The organism is Micromonospora sp. DT48, assembly GCF_049844495.1.
In the GTDB taxonomy this organism is placed as follows: domain Bacteria; phylum Actinomycetota; class Actinomycetes; order Mycobacteriales; family Micromonosporaceae; genus Micromonospora.
On the sequence record NZ_JBNCLE010000011.1, the window covers coordinates 251,230 to 269,936 of the forward strand.

Sequence of the window (18,707 nt, forward strand, 5' to 3'; positions counted from 1 at the left end):
GACCGGCGGATGCCCGGTCCGGCCGTGGGTCAGCGGGTGCGACGGCGGATCAGCAGCGCGATCCCGGCGAGCCCGATGGTGATCACCGTCACCACCGCGACGTTCAGCAGGAGCAGGCGGCGCAGGTCGCTGAACGCCTCGTTGATGTCCTGGGCGGGGTTGAGCGCCTCCTCGGGGATGATGCGTTCGCCCCCGCCGACACCCCCGCTGACCGCCTCGTAGGTCCGTTCCAGCGGCACACCGGCGGTCCGCAGCGTCTCGGACATGCTGATCCGACCGAGGTACCAGGCGGCGGTGACCTTCCGATCGGGCTGCTTGGCGGGGCGGTAGACGCGCGGCCCACCGACCGCCTTCGGGTACAGGTCGTAGGTCTGCTTCGGAGTGTCACCGGCCAGCACCACGACCGTGTACTTCGGACCGAGGTCTTCCTTCTTCGGGCCGCCGGACTGGCGCACCAGCCCCCGGTGGTCGACCTGCTCGATGACGGCGACGACGTGCGCGGGATGGGTCTCGGCGCGGAGCCGCAACGGCTCGCTCAGCCCGTGACCGGTGATGTCCACCCCGGCCGGCGGCGTCTTCGGGGCCGCGCGGGCCACCTCGACCGAGGTGAGTGACAACAGCACCGCCGCCACCGCACCCGCCGTCACTGCGGCCAGTCGCCTCATCCGTCGGACCATGCCGCCTCCTCGCCCCGTTCGATGGGTGGCTGTGCTGCAGGGGTCACACGTTGGCGCCGACGGTGGTGACCGTGCCCACAGGACAGGTACCACTCAAAGACTCCGCGAAACGCAGATCGGTTGCAGCTGATGGAACACTAATTGGAACTATCTGCGACCGCGACTCGACTAACGACGAGCCGTGACACAGCGGGCGGATCTTACCTTGTGGAGGTCATGATGGGGGGCAGGATAGCGCGCCTGGCGTGTTCCTGGGCAGCGGTGTTCGGCGTGGCGCTTGGCGTGTCGTTGCTGGTACCGGCCGCACCGGCCGCCGCGCACAACCAGTTGACCGGCAGCACGCCGCGTGACGGTGCCCGCGTGGCCGAGCCGCCGGAACACGTTGAGCTGCGCTTCCTGTCTCGGGTCGACGAGGACAAGACGAAGATCACAATTACCGGGCCGGACGACGTCGACGCGACCGGTGGGCAGCCGAGCTTCGACGGCAAGAAGGTCAGCGTGCCGTTCACCCCGGGCGCGGCCGGGCTGTACATCGTCGGCTACCGGGTGGTGTCCGCCGACGGTCACCCGATCTCCGGCGAGGTGCGGTTCACGCTGACCACCGGCACCCCTGCCGACCCGAGCCCGGAACCCACCGTCGCCGCCGACCCGACGACCCCCGGCGCGGTCGAGACCACCCCGGCGCCGACCACGGCCGAGGCCGCCACCCCGGTGCCCCGGTCGAACGAGTCGTCCGGCGGCTGGTGGTGGGCGGCCATCGCGGCGGTGGTGTTGCTGGCGGTCCTGGCCACGGCCCGGCTACTGCGTCGCCGCGCCGCACGCCGGGGCTGAGCGGTTCCGGCCCGGACGCGTCCGCTGACCCGGACGCGTCCGGACCAGCGGGGAGTCAGACCAGCCGGACCCGAGCCGCGCGCATCCGGGTCAGGGTACGTTCCCGTCCGAGCACCTCCAGCGACTCGAACAGCGGCAGACCGACGGTACGCCCGGTGACCGCGACGCGTACCGGGGCCTGAGCCTTGCCGAGCTTGAGGTTGCGCTCCGCGCCGACCGCCTCCAGGGTGGCCTTGAGCGTCTCCGCGTCCCACGAGTCGAGCGCCTCGAAGGCGGCGATGGCGGCGTCGAGCAGCTGGGCCGACCCCTCCTTCATCGCCTTGTTCCAGGCCGCCTCGTCGATCAGCGGGGAGTCGACGAAGAGGAAGTCGACGTTCGGCACGATCTCGCTGAGCACCGCGATCCGGGTCTGCGCCAGCGGGGCCACCGCGGCGAACACGGCCGGGTCGAACTCGTCCGGCTGCCAGGGCGGCGGCGCGATGGTGTCGGTGCCGGTCAGCCAGGGCTGACACACCTCGACGAACTCGGCCACGGGCAGCGCCCGGATGTACTCGCCGTTGAACGCGCGCAGCTTCTTCTCGTCGAAGAACGCCGGTGAGGGGTTGACCTCCGCCAGCCGGAACTCGTCCTCGATGACCGACCAGGGCACGATCTCCCGGTCACCGGAGGGCGCCCAGCCGAGCAGCATCAGATAGTTGCGCATCGCCTCGGCGAGGTAACCCTCGTCCCGGTACGCCTCCAGGGCGACCTTGTCCCGACGCTTGGAGAGCTTCTGCCGCTTCTCGTTGACCACCACCGGCACGTGGGCCCAGATCGGCGGCTTCACCCCGAGGGCGTCCCAGAGCAGCTGCTGCTTCGGCGTGTTGGGCAGGTGCTCCTCGGCCCGGATCACGTGGGTGATCCCCATCGTCATGTCGTCCACGACGTTGGCCAGCAGGAAGACCGGCGAGCCGTCGCCCCGGGCGATGACGAAGTCCTCGATGAGCTTGTTGTCGAAGGTGGGCTCGCCCCGGATCAGGTCGGTCACCACCGTGGTGCCCTCGTCGGGGGTGCGGAAGCGCAGCGCCCGCCCCTCGCCCGCCGGTAGCCCCCGGTCGCGGCAGAAGCCGTCGTAGCCGGTGTACTGGTTGCCGGTGCGGGCCTGCACCGCCTCGCGGGTGCAGTCGCAGTAGTACGCCCGGCCCGCCTCGAACAGCCGACGTGCGGCGGCCCGATGCTCACCGGCGTACGAGGACTGGAAGTGGGGGCCCTCGTAGCTGCCCCGCTTGATGCCGATCCAGTCCAGCGCCGAGAGGATGCCCTCGGTCCACTCCGGCTTGTTGCGGGCCGCGTCGGTGTCCTCGATGCGCAGCACGAACACGCCGCCGTGCTGCTTGGCGAAGATCCAGTTCTGCAGTGCCGAGCGGGCACCGCCGACGTGGAACATACCGGTCGGAGAGGGGGCGAAGCGCACACGTACCGTCACGGCCTCCAGCCTACGACCGCCCACCTGCCGGTAAGGAAGGGCCCCTTCCTATCGCCTGGAGTGGTACAGGGGGCCCTTCCTAACATCACGGTCGGCTCAGGGCACCGAGCGAATCTTCAGTACCAGCACGCTGCCGAGCGCGGTCACCGCCGCGGTGGCCGCGTACAGCGCCGGGTAGCCGCCGAGGTGGACCACGATCGGCGCGGAGATGGCCGGTCCGAGCACCTGCGGGGCGGAGTTGGCGATGTTGATCACGCCGAGGTCCTTGGCCCGGTCGGTGGCCCTGGGCAACACCTGGGTGATCAGGGCGGCGTCCACCGACAGGTACACCCCGTAACCGGCGCCGAGCAGCAGCGCGGCGAACATCGCCGTCGGCCAGCTGGGTGCCACGGCCAGCAGCAGCGCCGCCACCGCCATCACCATCCCGGAGGTGATGACGTAGATCTTCCGTCGGCCGGAGCGGTCCGACAGCCGACCGGCGATCACCGTGGTGCCCATCAGCCCGGCGGTGTAGAGCAGGATCAGCAGCAGCAGGCCGCTCTCGGGGTCGGCCACCTGGACCTTGTCGGTGAGGAAGTAGAGCAGGTAGAGGGTGCCCAGGGCGTTGCCGAGCTGGACCAGGAACCGGGTGATCCAGGCCCAGCCGAAGTCGGGGTGCCGGCGGGGCGACACCCACATCGAGCGGAACAGGCCGCGCAGCGCCGGTCGGTGGGCGCGGGGCAGCGGGTCGTCCCTGGTACGCAGGGCGAACGGCACCGCCAGTAGCAGGAGGGCTCCGGCGACGGCCAGGTAGCCGGCGGTGATCCCGGTGAACACGGCGGTGACCAGCACGACGCCGAGCACCAGCCCCAACGCCTGCGGGATGCCGACCCAACCGGAGACGCCGCCCCGCTGCACGACCGGTACCCGGTCCGGTACGGCGGCGGTGAGGCTGGCCAGCATCGCGTTGAGGCAGACCTGCGCGGTCACCCAACCCACCGCCACCCCGAGCACGGTCTGTGCCTGGGCGAGCAGCACCAGGGCCAACACGGCGAGCACCGCGCCACCGAGGGTCCAGACGTGCCGTCGGCCGAACTCCCGTCGGCCGATCCGCAGGCAGGTCCGGTCGGACAGCGCCCCGGCCAGCGGGTTGGCGACCACCGCGGCCAGCGCGCCGATGCCGGTGACCACCGCCAGCATGGTCTCCTTGTCCGCCGGCGCGATCTGCCCGAGCTGCTGCGGGAGGAGGACCTGGATCGGGGTGAAGAAGGCCATCCAGACGCCGAGGTTGGCGGCGAACAGCAGCGCGATCCACCCTCGGCGTACCGGCACGTTCGGCTCGGCGAGAGCGGCCGGCAGCGAGGCCGGGGTGGGGTCGGCGGTGGTCACCGAGGTGGTTCCCGCCGGCTGGTCGCGATCACCTCACGCAGCCAGGCGTACGACGACTTGGGCGTGCGCCGCCCGGTGTCGAAGTCGACGTGCACCAGGCCGAAGCGTTTGGTGAAGCCCTCGGCCCACTCCCAGTTGTCCAGCAACGACCAGACGAAGTACCCGGTCACCGCCACCCCGTCGTCGATCGCGGCGCGTACCGACCGCAGGTGACCGTCCAGGTAGGCGATCCGGTCCGGGTCGGGCACCTGCCCGTCGGCGTCGGGCGCGTCGTCGTAGGCGCAGCCGCTCTCGGTGACCTGGATCGGCGGCAGCCCGGCGCCGTAGCGGTCCCGTAGCCAGCCGAGCAGCTCACGCAGCCCGTCCGGGGCCACCGGCCAGTCGAAGGCGGTACGCGGGTAGCCGGTGAGCGGCACCAGCTCGAAGGGGAGCGGCGAACCCTGCTCGGCGGCGCGTACCGCCGTGGGGTTGTAGTAGTTGACGCCGAGCACGTCCAGCGGCGCGGCGATCACGTCCAGGTCGCCGTCGCGGAGAGCCGTGGTGTCGAAACCCAGCTCCGCCGGGTACCCGTGGCCGAGCAGCGGGTCGGTGAAGAGCCGGTTGTGCAGCGCCTCGTAGGTCGCCGCTGCGGCGGCGTCGGCCGGGCTGTCACCGGCGACCCGCGCCGGGGAGTAGTTGTTGGCGATGGCCACCGGTGCGGTGCTGCGCCCGCGCAGCGCGGCGACCGCGAGACCGTGGCCGAGCAGCTGGTGGTGGGCGACCGGGAAGGCGTCGAAGAGCAGCGTCCGGCCGGGGGCGTGTACGCCGGTGGCGTGCCCGAGGCTCATGTGGATGAACGGCTCGTTGAGGGTGATCCAGAGTCGGACCCGGTCGCCGAGGCGGGCGGCCACCAGGTCGGCGTACTCGGCGAAGCGGTGCGCGGTGTCCCGGTTCAGCCAGCCTCCGGCGTCCTCCAGCGGCTGGGGCAGGTCCCAGTGGAACAGGGTGGCGACCGGGTCGATGCCGTGCGTGAGCAGTTGGTCGACCAGCCGTTCGTAGAAGTCCAGCCCGGCGGGGTTGGCCTTGCCGGTGCCGCTGGGCAGCACCCGGGGCCAGGCGATCGAGAAGCGGTACGCGTCGACACCCAGCCCGGCCATCAGGGCGACGTCCTCGGCGTACCGGTGGTAGTGGTCGCAGGCCACGTCGCCGCTGCTGCCGTCGACGATCCGACCGGGGGTGTGGGCGAAGGTGTCCCAGATGGACGGGCCGCGTCCGTCGACGGCGGCGGCGCCCTCGATCTGGTACGCGGAGGTGGAGACGCCCCAGCGGAAGCCGGTGGGGAACTCGGGCATCGGAGCGTTCGGCATCTGCCCTCCCGGTTGTGCGCGAGCGGCGACACGACTGCGGCACGCCCTGCTGCCGATCGCGCCGACGTGAAACGTGCTCGGAACTCTAGGGGGCGGCGCGACCGGACGCCATAGGCTCCCGAACTGCGAAGAGCAATACCTTTCGGCGTGTCTTTTACGAACCCGTCCATATACGTCCGTTTTTGCGCATAGAGTGCCGAATATCGTGGGATGTCCTCACTGGAGGAAGACGGAAATGATCCTCGTGGAACGCAGCGCGCACGTGGCGGCGCCGGTGGAAGCGGTCTGGGACGTGGTGCAGCGGGCCGAGCAGTTGCCGGCCTGGCTGGCCGGGGTCCGTGCGGCCGAGGTCCTCTCGGGGGAGGGCTTCGGTCGGCGGCAGTTGGTCCAGGCTGGACGCGGTGCCGCGCATGAGGCTGAGGTGATCGCCTATCAGGAGCCGACCCTGATCGGCTGGCGTGAACGCGCCAAGGGCGCCGGTGCTCGAGCGGAGGCGCGCACCGAGATATACGTCCAGCTCACACCCGACGAACAGGAGGGTGGCACGGTGGTGCGGCTGATCGTCGTACGCTGGCCGGCCGGCCCGGTCAAGGCCGCCCTGCTCCGGCTCGGCCTGCGTCGGGTCGGCGCCGACCTGGAGGACTCGCTGGCCCGGCTGACCGACCTGGCCGCCGTCGGCTGACGGGCCACGTCCCGGCGTCACCCGCGAAGGTGGCGGCCCGGTGTCCCCGCCAGGGGCGTCCGGGCCGCCATCACTCGTCGCGGCCCGCTGCCTCAGACGATCACGGTGAACGCGGCGACGCGTACCTCGTCGAGGTGCCGGAACTCGAAGAACAGCCGGTAGGTGCCGGCGGACGGCACCGTCACGCCGAACGCCACCACCGAGCTGGGCTGGCTGGCCGCGGCCGGGTGCACGTGCAGGTACGCCAGGTCGCCCTGGCGCAACGCCACCAGGTGCCCGTACGCGCCGAGGTGCCGTTGCAGGTCGTTCACCGGCTGCCCGTCCCGGCCCAGCCAGACGAGCACCTGGTTGGACTCGCCCGCGCGCAGCCCCCCGTCGAGGGTGACCGTGTAGCCGTCCGCCAGGGTCGTCTCCTCGGGTGGGGCCAGCGGCTCGGCGGCGTACCGGCCGGGAACCGGCACGTCGACCCCGAGCGTGACGCCGGCCGACGCGCCCTGCGGCCAGAAGTCCGCGATGGCCCGGAGCGGGCCGGGCCTGGCCGGGGTGACCGTGACCCGCCAGGTGCCGTCGGCCGACATCTCCGGGTGCACGTGCTGGTAGCCGGAGAGGTCACGGCCGACCAGGATCAGGTGCATCCGGCGTTCGTGGTTCTCCTGGAACGCGGTGAGCGCGACGCCCTCCGCATCGGTGATCCGGAAGGCCAGCTCGCCGGGTTTCCCGGCGGTCAGCTCCGGGGTGTCCAGGGCCAGCGTCCAGCCGTCGCGGGACACCTCCAGCCCGCCGGGTCCGTGGCCGAGATGCGCGTCCGACGTCGCCACCGGCCGTGGTGGCGCGGGGGTCGGGTTGCCGGCGCGCCCGGCGAAGAACCCGACGGTCAGGGTCAGCCCGAGCACCAGCGCGGCGGCGGCGTAGCGCCACACCGTGTCACCGGTCGGCGGCGGCAAGTCGGGGGCGGGGCGGGGGCGCCCCGACTGGGACGCCCCCTCGATCTGGTCGGCGGCCGTCACCGGCCGGTGATCGGTGGCGGTCATGACAAGCGGGGCTGGAGTACGAACAGACCCTGCTCGATGCCGCTGACCACCACGATGCCGCTCGGGTAGTACGGGTAGGTGCTCCACGCCCCGTTCATCGAGGCGCTGTTGCTCGACGGGTAGATGTCGAAGTACCCGACCTCGCTGGCCTGGCCGCTGGCCACGTTGCGCAGGTCCAGGATGCGCAACCCGGCCCGGTAGTTGGCCTGGTAGGTGTAGTTGCCCTTGACGTACTGGTTGTGATCGGTGGCCTGGACCCCGGACGGGGCGGTGTAGGTGCCGATGTGCCGGGGCGCGTCCAGGTCGGCCAGGTCCCAGATGTAGGTCTGCGTCCGCACCCCGCGCCGGCTCTCGTCCAGCTCGTCGTCGAGCAGGAAGTACCGCTGGTTCTCGGTGAACCAGCCCTGGTGGGTGTACGCCCGCCCGGTGTAGCCGATGCGGGACAGCTGCCGAGGCGCCGACTTGTTGGTCACGTCGACCACGGTCACCGTGTCCTCGTTGGAGCTGACGCAGATCTCCCGCCCGGTGTAGGCGGTGTCCGGACCCCGGTAGACCACGCACTGGGTGTCGTGGGTGTAGCCGTCGTTGCTGACGCAGCCGGCGTACACCGGGGACTTCGGGGTGCGGATGTCGATCATGTGCAGGCCGCCGCTGCACGTGTTCGTGCCGACCGCGTACGCGTACCCGGTCTGCTCGTTGATGGCGATGTTGTGCGAGTTGCCGAACCGGCTGTAGTGCGCGTTGGCCGTCCAGGTCTGCGGTGTGGTGACACCGCGCAGCCGGGTCAGGTCGAACACCTGCATGCCGTGTCCGGAGACGTCCGCGACCACGTACGCGTGGTCCCGGTAGACCTTGATGTCACGCCAGACCGCGGTGCGGTTCTGGTACGCGGGCAGGTTGCCCAGGTAGACCGGGGCGGTCGGGTTGGACACGTCCACGAAGGAGGTGCCGTTGCGCCGTCCGACCAGCGCGTACTCCTTGCCGGTCTGGGGGTCGGTCCAGCCCCAGATGTCGTTGGCCTGGCTGCCGCCGATGCTGGACAGCGGCATGAACGACAGCAGGTCCACGTTGCGGCAGGGGTAGCCCGCCGCCTGGCCGTTGGTGCAGGTCGCGGCGGCGGCCGCGACGAGCTGCTGGGTGGGTTCGCGTTGGGCCATGAACTCCTGTGCCGACGCGCGCCCGGCCGGGGTGGCCGGGTCGTGCGCCACCGAGGGCGAGCCCGCCGGGACCATCGACACCACCAGGGCGCCGACGGCCAGGGCGAGACCGATCCGGACGATTCGCATGAAGGCTCCCTCCCGTCGCGCGCTGCTGCGGCGGTGACGTCCCGGCCGGCGGTGGACGGGCGCGACGGGGGTGGGTCCACCGGCCAACCTGGTGTCCCTGGGGTCCAACTGAAACACCTATCGACAATTGTGGATGCGTCGTGTTACACGAAAAAGACATGCGTCGATACCGGAAGGGTCATACCTGCGTGCCCGTCGCCGGTGGGGCAGACGACAGGCGTACGCGAAGGGGCCCGGCGCGGTGTCGTACCGCGCCGGGCCCCTCGACCGGGCTCTCGCCCGAGCCTCAGCTGTCGCCGCCGGTCTCGCCCACCGGGGCGGCGTTGACGTCGTCGATGGCGTACTTCTTGGCCGCCTCGGCCGGCACGTGGGCCGGCATCGCCCCGCGCAGCGCGAGCTGCCGCAGCGCCGCGACCGCGACCGACTCGGCGTCGACGTGGAAGTGCCGCCGCAGCGCGTGCCGGGTGTCGGACAACCCGAAACCGTCCGTGCCCAGCGACGTCCAGTCACCCGGTACCCACCGGGAGATCAGGTCCGGTACCGCGCGCATCCAGTCGCTGACCGCGACCTTCGGGCCGTCGGCGTCGGCCAGCTTGCGTTGGATGTACGGCACCCGCTGCTCGCTGCCGGGGTGCAGGAGGTTGTACTCCTCGCACTCCACCGCGTCCCGACGCAGCTCCGTCCACGAGGTCACCGACCAGACGTCGGCGGCCACGCCCCAGTCCTGGGCCAGCAACTGCTGCGCCTTCAGGGCCCACTGCATGCCGGTGCCGGAGGCCAACAGGTTCGCCCGGGGAGCGTCCCCCTCCAGCGAGGGGGCCGGAGAATAGCGGTAGATCCCCTTGACGATGCCCTCGACGTCCACGCCCTCCGGCTCCGCCGGCTGGTGGATCGGCTCGTTGTAGACGGTGAGGTAGTAGAAGACGTTCTCCTGCTTCTCGCCGTACATCCGGTGCAGGCCGCTCTCCATGATGTGCGCGATCTCGAACGCGAACGCCGGATCGTACGCGACGACCGCCGGGTTGGTGGCGGCCAACAGCATGGAGTGTCCGTCCTCGTGCTGGAGTCCCTCGCCGTTGAGCGTGGTGCGCCCGGCGGTGGCGCCGAGCACGAAGCCCCGGGCCATCTGGTCCGCGGCGGCCCAGAACCCGTCGCCGGTGCGCTGGAACCCGAACATCGAGTAGAAGATGTACATCGGGATCATCGGCTCGTCGTGGGTGGCGTACGACGTGCCGGCCGCGGTGAACGAGGCCACCGAACCGGCCTCGTTGATCCCCTCGTGCAGGATCTGCCCGGCGGTCGCCTCCTTGTACGACAGGAACAGATCCCGGTCGACCGAGGTGTACCGCTGGCCGTGCGGCGAGTAGATCTTGGCGGTCGGGAAGATGGAGTCCAGGCCGAAGGTGCGCGCCTCGTCGGGGATGATCGGCACCCAGCGCTTGCCGAACTGCTTGTCCTTCATCAGGTCCTTGAGTAGCCGGACGAAGGCCATCGTGGTGGCCACCTTCTGCTTGCCCGACCCGCGCTTGATGTCGGCGAACCGCTCCTTGCCGGGGATGGCCAGGGACTTCGCGGTGGTCCGCCGGGTCGGCAGGTAGCCGCCGAGCTGTCGGCGCCGCTCGTGCAGGTACTGCATCTCGTCGGACTTCTCGTCCGGCCGCAGGTACGGCGGCAGGTAGGGGTTCTCCTCCAGCGCCGAGTCCGGGATGTCGAGGTAGAGCCGGTCGCGGAAGGTCTTCAGATCCTCCAGCGTCAGCTTCTTCATCTGGTGCGTGGCGTTGCGGCCCTCGAAGTGCGAGCCGAGCGTCCAGCCCTTGATCGTCTTGGCCAGGATCACGGTCGGCTGGCCGGTGTGCTCGGTCGCCGCCTTGTAGGCCGCGTACAGCTTGCGGTAGTCGTGCCCGCCCCGCTTGAGGTTCCAGATCTCGTCGTCGGTGAGCCCCTCGACCATCTTGCGGGTGCGCGGGTCACGGCCGAAGAAGTGCTCCCGCACGTACGCCCCGGACTCCGCCTTGTAGGTCTGGTAGTCGCCGTCGGGCGTGGTGTTCATCAGGTTGACCAGCGCGCCGTCGGTGTCGGCGGCGAGCAGCGGGTCCCACTCCCGGCCCCAGACGACCTTGATGACGTTCCAACCGGCACCCCGGAAGAACGCCTCCAACTCCTGCATGACCTTGCCGTTGCCGCGTACCGGCCCGTCCAGTCGTTGCAGATTGCAGTTGATCACGAAGGTGAGGTTGTCCAGCTCCTCGCGAGCCGCCACCCCGATCGCGCCGAGGGTCTCCGGCTCGTCCATCTCGCCGTCGCCCAGGAAGGCCCAGACGTGCTGGTCGGAGGTGTCCTTGATGCCCCGGTGGTGCAGGTAACGGTTGAACCGGGCCTGGTAGATGGCGTTCAGGCCGCCCAGACCCATGGAAACCGTGGGGAACTCCCAGAAGTCCGGCATCAGCCGGGGGTGCGGGTACGAGGGCAGGCCGCCGCCGGGGTGGGACAACTCCTGCCGGAAACCGTCGAGCTGGTTCTCGCTGAGCCGACCCTCCAGGAACGCCCGCGCGTACATGCCGGGGGAGGCGTGCCCCTGGTAGAAGATGTGGTCGCCACCACCCGGGTGGTCCTTGCCCCGGAAGAAGTGGTTGAAGCCGACCTCGTAGAGCGAGGCCGAGCTGGCGAAGGTCGAGATGTGGCCGCCCACACCGATCTCCGGACGCTGCGCGCGGTGCACCAACATCGCCGCGTTCCACCGCACGTACGCCCGGATCCGGCGCTCGACGTGCTCGTCGCCGGGGAACCACGGTTCGCGCTCCGGCGGGATCGTGTTGATGTAGTCGGTGGTGGTCAGCGACGGCACGCCGACCTGACGCTCCCGGGCGCGTTCCAGCAGCCGCAGCATGACGTAGCGGGCTCGCTTGGTGCCACGGTCGTCAATGACACCGTCGAGCGACTCGACCCACTCGCTGGTCTCTTCGGGGTCGATGTCCGGAAGCTGGCTCGGCAGGCCGGCCGTGATCACCGGGCGCTTGCGTTCCGTGGCCACAGGCGTTCCCTCGGTTGTGTGTGGGATAGGTCTCTGGCACCATCCTGCCCCGTCGCGACGCCCGGCGTCACGTCCACCCGGCCGAAGGGCGATGCGCGACACAGGTACCCACCAGTAACTTTGTGTTTTCACGTCGGTAACGGCGATCGCGCCGACGGGGACCGGCGGTGCGTGGCCGGGTGGGGAACAATGCGGGTTGTGCGTAGTGAGCTGATCACCGTCCGGACCGGTTCCCGGCCCACCGTCCGGGACATCACGGCCGAGGCCGAGCAGTTCGTCACCGGCTCCGGCGACGGCCTGCTCCACGTCTTCGTGCCGCACGCCACCGCCGGGGTGGCCATCATCGAGACCGGAGCCGGTTCGGACGACGACCTGCTCACCGCACTGGACGCGGTGCTGCCGACCGACGATCGCTGGCGACACCGGCACGGCTCACCGGGGCACGGCCGCGACCACGTGCTGCCCGCCTTCGTCGCCCCGTACGCGACGCTGCCCGTGCTCGGTGGCCGACTGGCCCTGGGCACCTGGCAGTCGATCTGTCTGGTCGACACCAACGGCGACAACCCCACCCGGCAGGTCCGCTTCTCCTTCCTGCCCGGCTGAACCCATCCCCGCCGATCGGCGGGAGCGGCGCAGGTCGGCGGCGGCTCGCCACGCGGCGGCCGGGCGGGACACGCGCGACGGCGTGAGACACGCTCGACTGTGCGAGGCGTGCGTCAGTCGGTAATGCTGTCGGACGTGACCACCCCGCAGGATCTCGACGACCGGTTCCGAGAGTCCCTGGCCGCCCTCGCCGCACCGGCGCACCGTGCCGACCCGGCGGAACCGGTGACCGAGGGCAGCGCGCTGACCGGTGCCCAACTGCTCGACCTCTTCGATGCCCAGGTCACCAGCCGACAACTCGACCTGGCCGGTCGCTGGTTGCGCAGCTTCGGCGAGGGCTACTACACCATCGGCTCCGCCGGCCACGAGGGCAACGCGGCGGTGGCGGCGGCCCTGCGGCCCACCGACCCGGCCCTGCTGCACTACCGTTCCGGCGCCTTCTACTGCGTCCGGGCCGCCCAAGCGAGTTCGCCCCCGCAGCCCGAGCCGACTACGCGGTCCGACCCGGCTGAGCGGTCTGAGCCGGTTGAGGGGTCTGAGCCGGTCGAGCGGTCGGCGCCGGTCGGGCGGTCCGCGCCGACGTCACCCGTCACCGGCCCGACCCCGGCAGATGCCGACCCGACCAGCGGTGCTGGCTCGACCGCCGCTCCCGGTTCGTCCGGTGGTGCCGGGCCGACCGGCGTGACGACCGTCGACCGGTCGGACGACGCCGCCGTCGACCCGGACCGGGCGACCGACGACCCCGGCCGCGCCGCCGCCGAGCCCGACCGGGCTGCTGCCGACTCCGACCGCGCTGCTGCCGACGCCGAGGGAGCCGATTCCGAGCGCGCCGCTGCCGCCGCCGATTCCGAGCGCGTCGCTGCTGCCGCCGCCGACTCCGAGGGTGCCGGTGTCGACCCCGACCGGGCCGCTGCCGCTGGCGGGCCGGTGGGGGAGGTGCCCGCCGCCAACCAACCGGCGGCCGTACCGCTGGCCGAGTCCCGGCCGGTGACCGTGACCGCGCCGGTCAGCGCGACCGGCGACCGGCGCGGCGGCAGCCGGATGACGGCGATCAAGCGGCCGGTGCCCCGGGCCTACGCCGACGCGGCCCGGGACGTCCTGCGCGGCATGGTGGCCTCCAGCCGGGAACCGATCGCCGGTGGCCGGCACAAGGTGTTCGGCCGCGCCGACCTCGCGGTGATTCCGACGACCTCCACGATCGCCTCGCACCTTCCCCGGGCGGTCGGTATGGGCCTCGCCGTGGAGCGGCTGCGTCGGCTGGACGCCAGACGGGCGGTGCGCCGGGGCGGTACGACGCAGCCCGAACCGGCGCCCTGGCCGACCGACGCCATCGTGGTCTGCTCGTTCGGGGACGCCTCGATCAACCATGCCAGCGCCACGGCCGCGTTCAACACCGCCGGCTGGTACGGCCACACCGGCCTGCGCATCCCGGTGCTCTTCGTCTGCGAGGACAACGGGCTGGGCATCAGTGTCCGGTCCCCGCAGGGGTGGGTGGCGACGGCCCTGCGCTCCAAGCCCGGCATCCGGTACTTCGCCGCCGACGGGTCCGACCTGGTCGGCACGTACGAGGTGGCGGCCGAGGCGGCGGCCTGGGTGCGTCGGCACCGACGTCCGGCGGTGCTGCACCTGACCACGGTCCGGCTGATGGGTCACGCCGGTGCGGACGCCGAGAGTGCGTACCGCCCCGCCTCGGAGATCGCCGCCGACGTGGACCGCGATCCGGTGGTCGCCACCGCGCGGCGGCTGGTCGACGCGGGCCTGGCCAGCGGCGCGGAGCTGCTGGACCGCTACGACGAGATCGGATGGCAGGTCCGCCGGATCGCCGAGGAGGTGCTCGACGAGCCGAAACTGGTCGACGCCGCCGAGGTGATCGCCCCGCTGGCGCCGCGTCGGCCGGTCCGGGCCGCCCTGGCGGTCTCCGACGCGGGTGCCCGTGCCGCCGGGCCGGACGCCGAGGCGCGGGCCGAGGCGTTCGGCGGTAAACCGCCGGAACTGGCCGGGCCGCTCACCCTCGCGCAGAGCATCAACGCGGCGCTCACCGACGGGCTGCTCTACTACCCGCAGATGGCGGTCTTCGGCGAGGACGTCGCCGTCAAGGGCGGGATCTACGGGGTGACCAAGGGGCTGCGTGACCGGTTCGGCGCGGCCCGGGTGTTCGACACGCTGCTCGACGAGACCTCGATCCTCGGCCTCGGTCTCGGCGCGGGCCTGGCCGGGATGCTGTCGGTGCCGGAGATCCAGTACCTCGCGTACCTGCACAGTGCCGAGGACCAGCTGCGGGGCGAGGCGGCGACCATGCGGTTCTTCTCGCAGGGGGCGTGGCGCAACCCGATGGTGGTGCGGGTGGCCGGTCTGGCGTACCAGGAGGGGTTCGGGGGTCACTTCCACAACGACAACTCGGTCGCCGTGCTGCGGGACGTACCGGGTCTGGTGATCGCGGTACCGGCCCGGCCGGACGACGCGGCGGCGATGCTGCGGACCTGCCTGGCGAGCGCGGCGGTGGACGGCAGTGTCTGCGTGTTCCTGGAGCCCATCGCGCTCTACCACACCCGCGACCTCTACACCGACGGTGACGGCGAGTGGCTGGCCGGTTACGCCGAACCCGCCGCCTGGGCCGGCAGCCACGTGCCGGTGGGGCGGGCCCGCGTGTACGGGGTCGGTTCGGCCGACGACGTCACCATCGTCACCTTCGGCAACGGCGTACGAATGTCGCTGCGGGCCGCCTCGGCCCTGGCCGACGAGGGGATCGGCACCCGGGTCGTGGACCTGCGCTGGCTCGCGCCGCTGCCGGTGGCCGATCTCATCCGGGAGGCCACCGTGACCGGTCGGGTGCTGGTGGTGGACGAGACCCGCCGCTCCGGTGGGGTGGGCGAGGGGGTGATCGCCGCGCTGGTGGATGCCGGATATGTCGGGGCGGCACGCCGGGTGGCCGCTGTTGACTCTTTCGTGCCACTGGGACCGGCTGCCCGGCAGGTCCTGGTGTCGGAGGAGGCCATCACCCAGGGTGCCCGTACGCTGCTGGCACGGTAAATTTCGTTCCACCCGGTGCGCCACTTGCGCAGGACGGCACAACTGTGTGGACTTTGCCTGACGGCGTCGAGCAGACGCCGGTTCGGACGAGATGAGGAGGCACGCGACAGTGAGCGCGACCGCTGGTCAGGCTGCTGATGGGGTACGCAGCCTGGCGGACCGGTTCGGCATCGAGCCGGGGATGGTCGTCATGGAGATGGGCTACGACGACGACGTCGACTCCGATCTCCGGGACGCCCTGACCGACCGCTGTGGAGATCTGGTCGACGAGGACACCGACGAGGTCGTCGACGCGGTGCTGGTCTGGTACCGGGACGGCGACGGTGATCTCTTCGAGTTGCTCGTCGACGCCCTCGGCCCGCTGGCCGACAACGGGGTCGTGTGGCTGCTGACGCCGAAGGCCGGGCGCGACGGCCACGTCGAGCCGAGCGAGATCGCCGAGTCGGCACCTACCGCTGGCCTCCAACAGACGTCCACGGTCAATGCCGGCAAGGACTGGAGCGGTGCCCGACTCGTGCTGCGTCGCGGGGCCAAGAGCAAGAAGTAGCCCCGTCCACGGCGAGAGACCGAGGCCGTTCCGAACGATTCGAGGAGTTCGCATGCCCATCGAGGTTGGCGCCGAGGCACCTGACTTCGTGTTGAAGGACCAGAACAACCAGCAGGTACGACTCTCCGACTTCCGGGGTCGGCGTACCGTCCTGCTGGTCTTCTACCCGCTGGCGTTCACCGGCACGTGCCAGGGCGAACTCACCGAGGCGCGGGACAACCTCGACGAGTACGTCAACGACGAGGTCCAACTACTGACCGTCAGTGTCGACTCGGTCTTCGCCCACAAGGTCTGGGCCGAACGGGAGGACTACCAGTTCCCGCTGCTGTCCGACTTCTGGCCGCACGGCGCTGTCGCGCAGGCGTACGGCGTCTTCAACGAGGATGCCGGCATCGCCAACCGGGGCACCTTCGTCATCGACCGGGCGGGCGTGGTCCGCTTCGCCGAGATGAAGCCGCCCGGTGAGGCCCGCGACCAGCAGAGCTGGCGCAAGGCACTGGCGGAGGCCGTGGCCTGACCTCGTCCCACCTGGTGCGAGGCGTCCGTCCGGGCCGGCGGGTGGCAGGGTAAGCTGCCAACCGCCGGCCCGCCGTACGGCGTTCCGGGCGCGTAGCTCAGTGGGAGAGCACTCGCCTTACAAGCGAGGGGTCGCAGGTTCGAAACCTGCCGCGCCCACAAACCCCTCTCACCTGCGAAAACACCGCAGGTGACCCATCGGCCGGTGACGGTTGGCCGCACCTGCAGCACTCGCCTACCAGTTCGGCGAGACACCCACCGGCACCGGCCGAGACGGGCCCCTGCCCACCGGCGGCTTGATGGGAGGTGCGGGTGGCTTTCGCCGAGGTCAACGGCGTTCGGTTCTGGTACGAGACGCAGGGTTCCGGGCGACCGTTGGTGTTGCTGCACGGCGGGTTCGGTGCGGTGGAGACCTTCGCCGCGATCCGACCCGCGTTGGCGCGGCGTCGCATGGTGGTCAGCGTCGACCTGCCCGGTCACGGACGTACCGCCGATGCCGGTCGCCCCCTGCGGTACGAGTCGATGGCCGACGACGTGGCGGCGCTGATCGGTCACCTCGAACTGGCCGAGGTCGAGGTGCTCGGTTTCTCCCTCGGCGGTGGCGTCGCCCTGCGGTTGGCGATTCAGCACCGGCAGTTGCTCCGTCGGCTGGTGGTGGTCTCCGCCCCGTTCCGACGGCAGGGTTGGTTTCCCGAGGTGCTCGCCGGGATGCCCGAGCCCGACGAGGCCGCCGCCGAGCGGATGCGTGGCACCCCTCCCGAGCAGTTGTACCGGCGAGTGGCTCCCCGCCCGCAGGACTGGCCACTGCTCTGGGTCAGGACCGGTGAGCTGCTACGCCGCGACTACGACTGGTCACCGGAGGTCGCCGCGATCACCACGCCGACGATGCTGGTCTTCGCCGACGCCGATTCGATCCGCCCGACCCACATGGTGGAGTTCTTCGGTCTGCTCGGCGGCGGTCACCGGGACGCCGGCTGGGACGGCACCGATCGCCCGGCTGCCCGGTTGGCCGTCCTGCCCGGTCTCACCCACTACGACATCGTCGACTCGCCCGCCCTCCCCGCCGCGGTCCTCCCCTTCCTCACCCACCCCGCAACCCCGCCCACCTGACCCGACGGCGGTCACGAGGAGGCAGCAACTTCAGGGTTGTTGCGGTGTCACGGTCCGGCGGAGGCAGCAACTTCGGGGATATTGCTGCCTCCGGGCCTCGGCCCCCGGGGGTCTAGGGGGTTAGGCGTTGGGGGAGCCAGGTGAGCAGGGCGTCGGCTTGGGCCTGCTGGAACGCCCGGAGGGTCGGGATGCCGGGCGGCGGGGGCAGGCGCGCCCGGTCGGTGAAGAAACCGGCCAGGCCGACGTAGAGGCCGGTCACCGCATCGGGGTCGGCTGCGGCGGTGAGCGGTAGCCGGCGCAGCAGCGCCTCGGTGTCGTGCCCGCCGTTCATGCGTACGTCGACCATCAGCATCGCGGTGTCCAGCCAGGCCGGGCCACGGGCCGCCCACGGCCAGTCGATCACGGTGACCCGGCCGGCCTGGTCGATGAGCAGGTTGTCCGCGCGGACGTCGACGTGGCAGAGGGAGTCACCGGTCAGCGATGCCAGGCCCCGCTCCGACCAGGCGCAGAGTTCGTCGAGGTGGGCCCGGACCCAGGAGGTCAGCGTCGACGGCGGGTCGTCGGCGACCCGTTGCCAGCCGGTGAACTCACCGGCCAGCCGCTCGGCGATGGGCGGGACCTCTGCCACCGGGCTGGGCGTGAGCGCCGCCGACATCCGTTCCAGCGCGTCGAACACGGCATCGAGTTCGTCGGCGCGCCACGGAGCGACCGGGTGTCGCCCGTCGACGTCGGTGAGCACCAACGCCACCCAGTGGCCGTCGTCGTGACAGCCGAGCAGGCGGGGCGTCGGGGCGTACGCGGGCAGCGCGGCGGTGATCCGCGCCTCGGCCCGGTGCAGGGTCGGGGTGTCCGGGTTCTGGTCGGGGCTGGCCGCCTTGACGAAGACGCGCCGGCCGCCTGCGGTGCGTACCCGGTCGGCGGTGCCGGGCGAGTAGCCACCCGGCTGCGACACCGCTTCGACGACCCGGTCGCCGATGATCGACTCCACGGCGGATCGGACATCTGCGGGCAACTGGTGCCACCGCAGGCGATTCCTCGTACGCGCCCCCATGGCGTACACGCTGCCCGCCGGTGATCTCACCGGCAAGCTGTTTACCGCCCGCCCGTGGGTACCGGGTGACCTGCGAGGACTGTTCACCACCGCAGCGGGGAAACGATCGAGCAGACGCACCTGGGGAGGAGCG

General features: G+C 71.2%; 15 protein-coding genes and 1 tRNA gene. 8 read left to right on the forward strand and 8 right to left on the reverse strand.

Annotation, left to right across the window (positions count from 1 at the left end):
• Window positions 1-29 precede the first annotated feature (29 nt).
• A complete protein-coding gene (locus tag ACLQ2S_RS15845) occupies window positions 30-677 on the reverse strand; it encodes a hypothetical protein (RefSeq protein ID WP_155220477.1) in 648 nt (215 codons plus the stop codon).
• Window positions 678-947: 270 nt separating this feature from the next.
• Here ACLQ2S_RS15845 and ACLQ2S_RS15850 point away from each other — a divergent pair, with 270 nt between their 5' ends.
• A complete protein-coding gene (locus tag ACLQ2S_RS15850) occupies window positions 948-1,508 on the forward strand; it encodes a copper resistance CopC family protein (RefSeq protein WP_309223598.1) in 561 nt (186 codons plus the stop codon).
• A gap of 55 nt (window positions 1,509-1,563) precedes the next feature.
• Here ACLQ2S_RS15850 and gltX read toward each other — a convergent pair whose 3' ends face one another.
• The 3 genes from gltX to ACLQ2S_RS15865 all read right to left on the reverse strand — a co-directional run bounded on the left by gltX (window position 1,564) and on the right by ACLQ2S_RS15865 (window position 5,687).
• Window positions 1,564-2,973, reverse strand: coding sequence for a glutamate--tRNA ligase (gene gltX / locus ACLQ2S_RS15855; protein WP_425701937.1), 1,410 nt, complete (start codon window positions 2,971-2,973; stop codon window positions 1,564-1,566).
• A 96-nt stretch (window positions 2,974-3,069) separates the two neighbouring features.
• Entirely contained in the window at window positions 3,070-4,341 is a 1,272-nt protein-coding gene (locus tag ACLQ2S_RS15860; protein WP_309223596.1) for an MFS transporter, read from the reverse strand.
• Window positions 4,338-5,687: a GH1 family beta-glucosidase gene (locus tag ACLQ2S_RS15865; RefSeq protein WP_425701938.1), complete on the reverse strand. Its 1,350-nt coding sequence runs from the start codon at window positions 5,685-5,687 to the stop codon at window positions 4,338-4,340. The genes ACLQ2S_RS15860 and ACLQ2S_RS15865 overlap by 4 nt, the downstream gene beginning before the upstream one ends.
• Window positions 5,688-5,922: 235 nt before the next feature.
• Here ACLQ2S_RS15865 and ACLQ2S_RS15870 point away from each other — a divergent pair, with 235 nt between their 5' ends.
• The gene (locus tag ACLQ2S_RS15870; RefSeq protein WP_093401307.1) at window positions 5,923-6,369 is read left to right on the forward strand and encodes an SRPBCC family protein; all 447 of its coding nucleotides are present in this window, start codon (window positions 5,923-5,925) and stop codon (window positions 6,367-6,369) included.
• A gap of 92 nt (window positions 6,370-6,461) precedes the next feature.
• Here ACLQ2S_RS15870 and ACLQ2S_RS15875 read toward each other — a convergent pair whose 3' ends face one another.
• The 3 genes from ACLQ2S_RS15875 to aceE form a co-directional block, all read right to left on the reverse strand.
• A complete protein-coding gene (locus ACLQ2S_RS15875) occupies window positions 6,462-7,400 on the reverse strand; it encodes a hypothetical protein (protein ID WP_425701939.1) in 939 nt (312 codons plus the stop codon).
• Window positions 7,397-8,686: a choice-of-anchor B family protein gene (locus ACLQ2S_RS15880; RefSeq protein WP_155220471.1), complete on the reverse strand. Its 1,290-nt coding sequence runs from the start codon at window positions 8,684-8,686 to the stop codon at window positions 7,397-7,399. The genes ACLQ2S_RS15875 and ACLQ2S_RS15880 overlap by 4 nt, the downstream gene beginning before the upstream one ends.
• A 286-nt stretch (window positions 8,687-8,972) precedes the next feature.
• Complete coding sequence (gene aceE / locus ACLQ2S_RS15885) at window positions 8,973-11,717, reverse strand: pyruvate dehydrogenase (acetyl-transferring), homodimeric type (RefSeq protein WP_425701940.1); 2,745 nt, start codon at window positions 11,715-11,717, stop codon at window positions 8,973-8,975.
• Between the two features lie 198 nt (window positions 11,718-11,915).
• Here aceE and ACLQ2S_RS15890 point away from each other — a divergent pair, with 198 nt between their 5' ends.
• The 6 genes from ACLQ2S_RS15890 to ACLQ2S_RS15915 all read left to right on the forward strand — a co-directional run bounded on the left by ACLQ2S_RS15890 (window position 11,916) and on the right by ACLQ2S_RS15915 (window position 17,523).
• Window positions 11,916-12,320 (forward strand): YjbQ family protein, encoded by a 405-nt coding sequence (locus ACLQ2S_RS15890; protein ID WP_309223594.1) that lies wholly within the window; start codon window positions 11,916-11,918, stop codon window positions 12,318-12,320.
• 123 nt (window positions 12,321-12,443) lie between these two features.
• A complete protein-coding gene (locus ACLQ2S_RS15895) occupies window positions 12,444-15,350 on the forward strand; it encodes a transketolase C-terminal domain-containing protein (RefSeq protein WP_425701961.1) in 2,907 nt (968 codons plus the stop codon).
• A 109-nt stretch (window positions 15,351-15,459) separates the two neighbouring features.
• On the forward strand, window positions 15,460-15,897 hold the full coding sequence (locus ACLQ2S_RS15900; RefSeq protein WP_309223592.1) for a DUF3052 domain-containing protein: 438 nt from the start codon (window positions 15,460-15,462) through the stop codon (window positions 15,895-15,897).
• A gap of 52 nt (window positions 15,898-15,949) precedes the next feature.
• Window positions 15,950-16,414: a peroxiredoxin gene (locus ACLQ2S_RS15905; RefSeq protein WP_425701941.1), complete on the forward strand. Its 465-nt coding sequence runs from the start codon at window positions 15,950-15,952 to the stop codon at window positions 16,412-16,414.
• Window positions 16,415-16,500: 86 nt separating this feature from the next.
• Window positions 16,501-16,572 (forward strand) — tRNA-Val (locus ACLQ2S_RS15910).
• A 153-nt stretch (window positions 16,573-16,725) separates the two neighbouring features.
• Window positions 16,726-17,523, forward strand: coding sequence for an alpha/beta fold hydrolase (locus tag ACLQ2S_RS15915; RefSeq protein ID WP_309223591.1), 798 nt, complete (start codon window positions 16,726-16,728; stop codon window positions 17,521-17,523).
• A 112-nt stretch (window positions 17,524-17,635) separates the two neighbouring features.
• On the opposite strand, the gene ACLQ2S_RS15920 is transcribed toward ACLQ2S_RS15915, so the two are convergent.
• Complete coding sequence (locus ACLQ2S_RS15920; protein ID WP_425701942.1) at window positions 17,636-18,604, reverse strand: aminoglycoside phosphotransferase family protein; 969 nt, start codon at window positions 18,602-18,604, stop codon at window positions 17,636-17,638.
• Window positions 18,605-18,707: the final 103 nt, after the last annotated feature.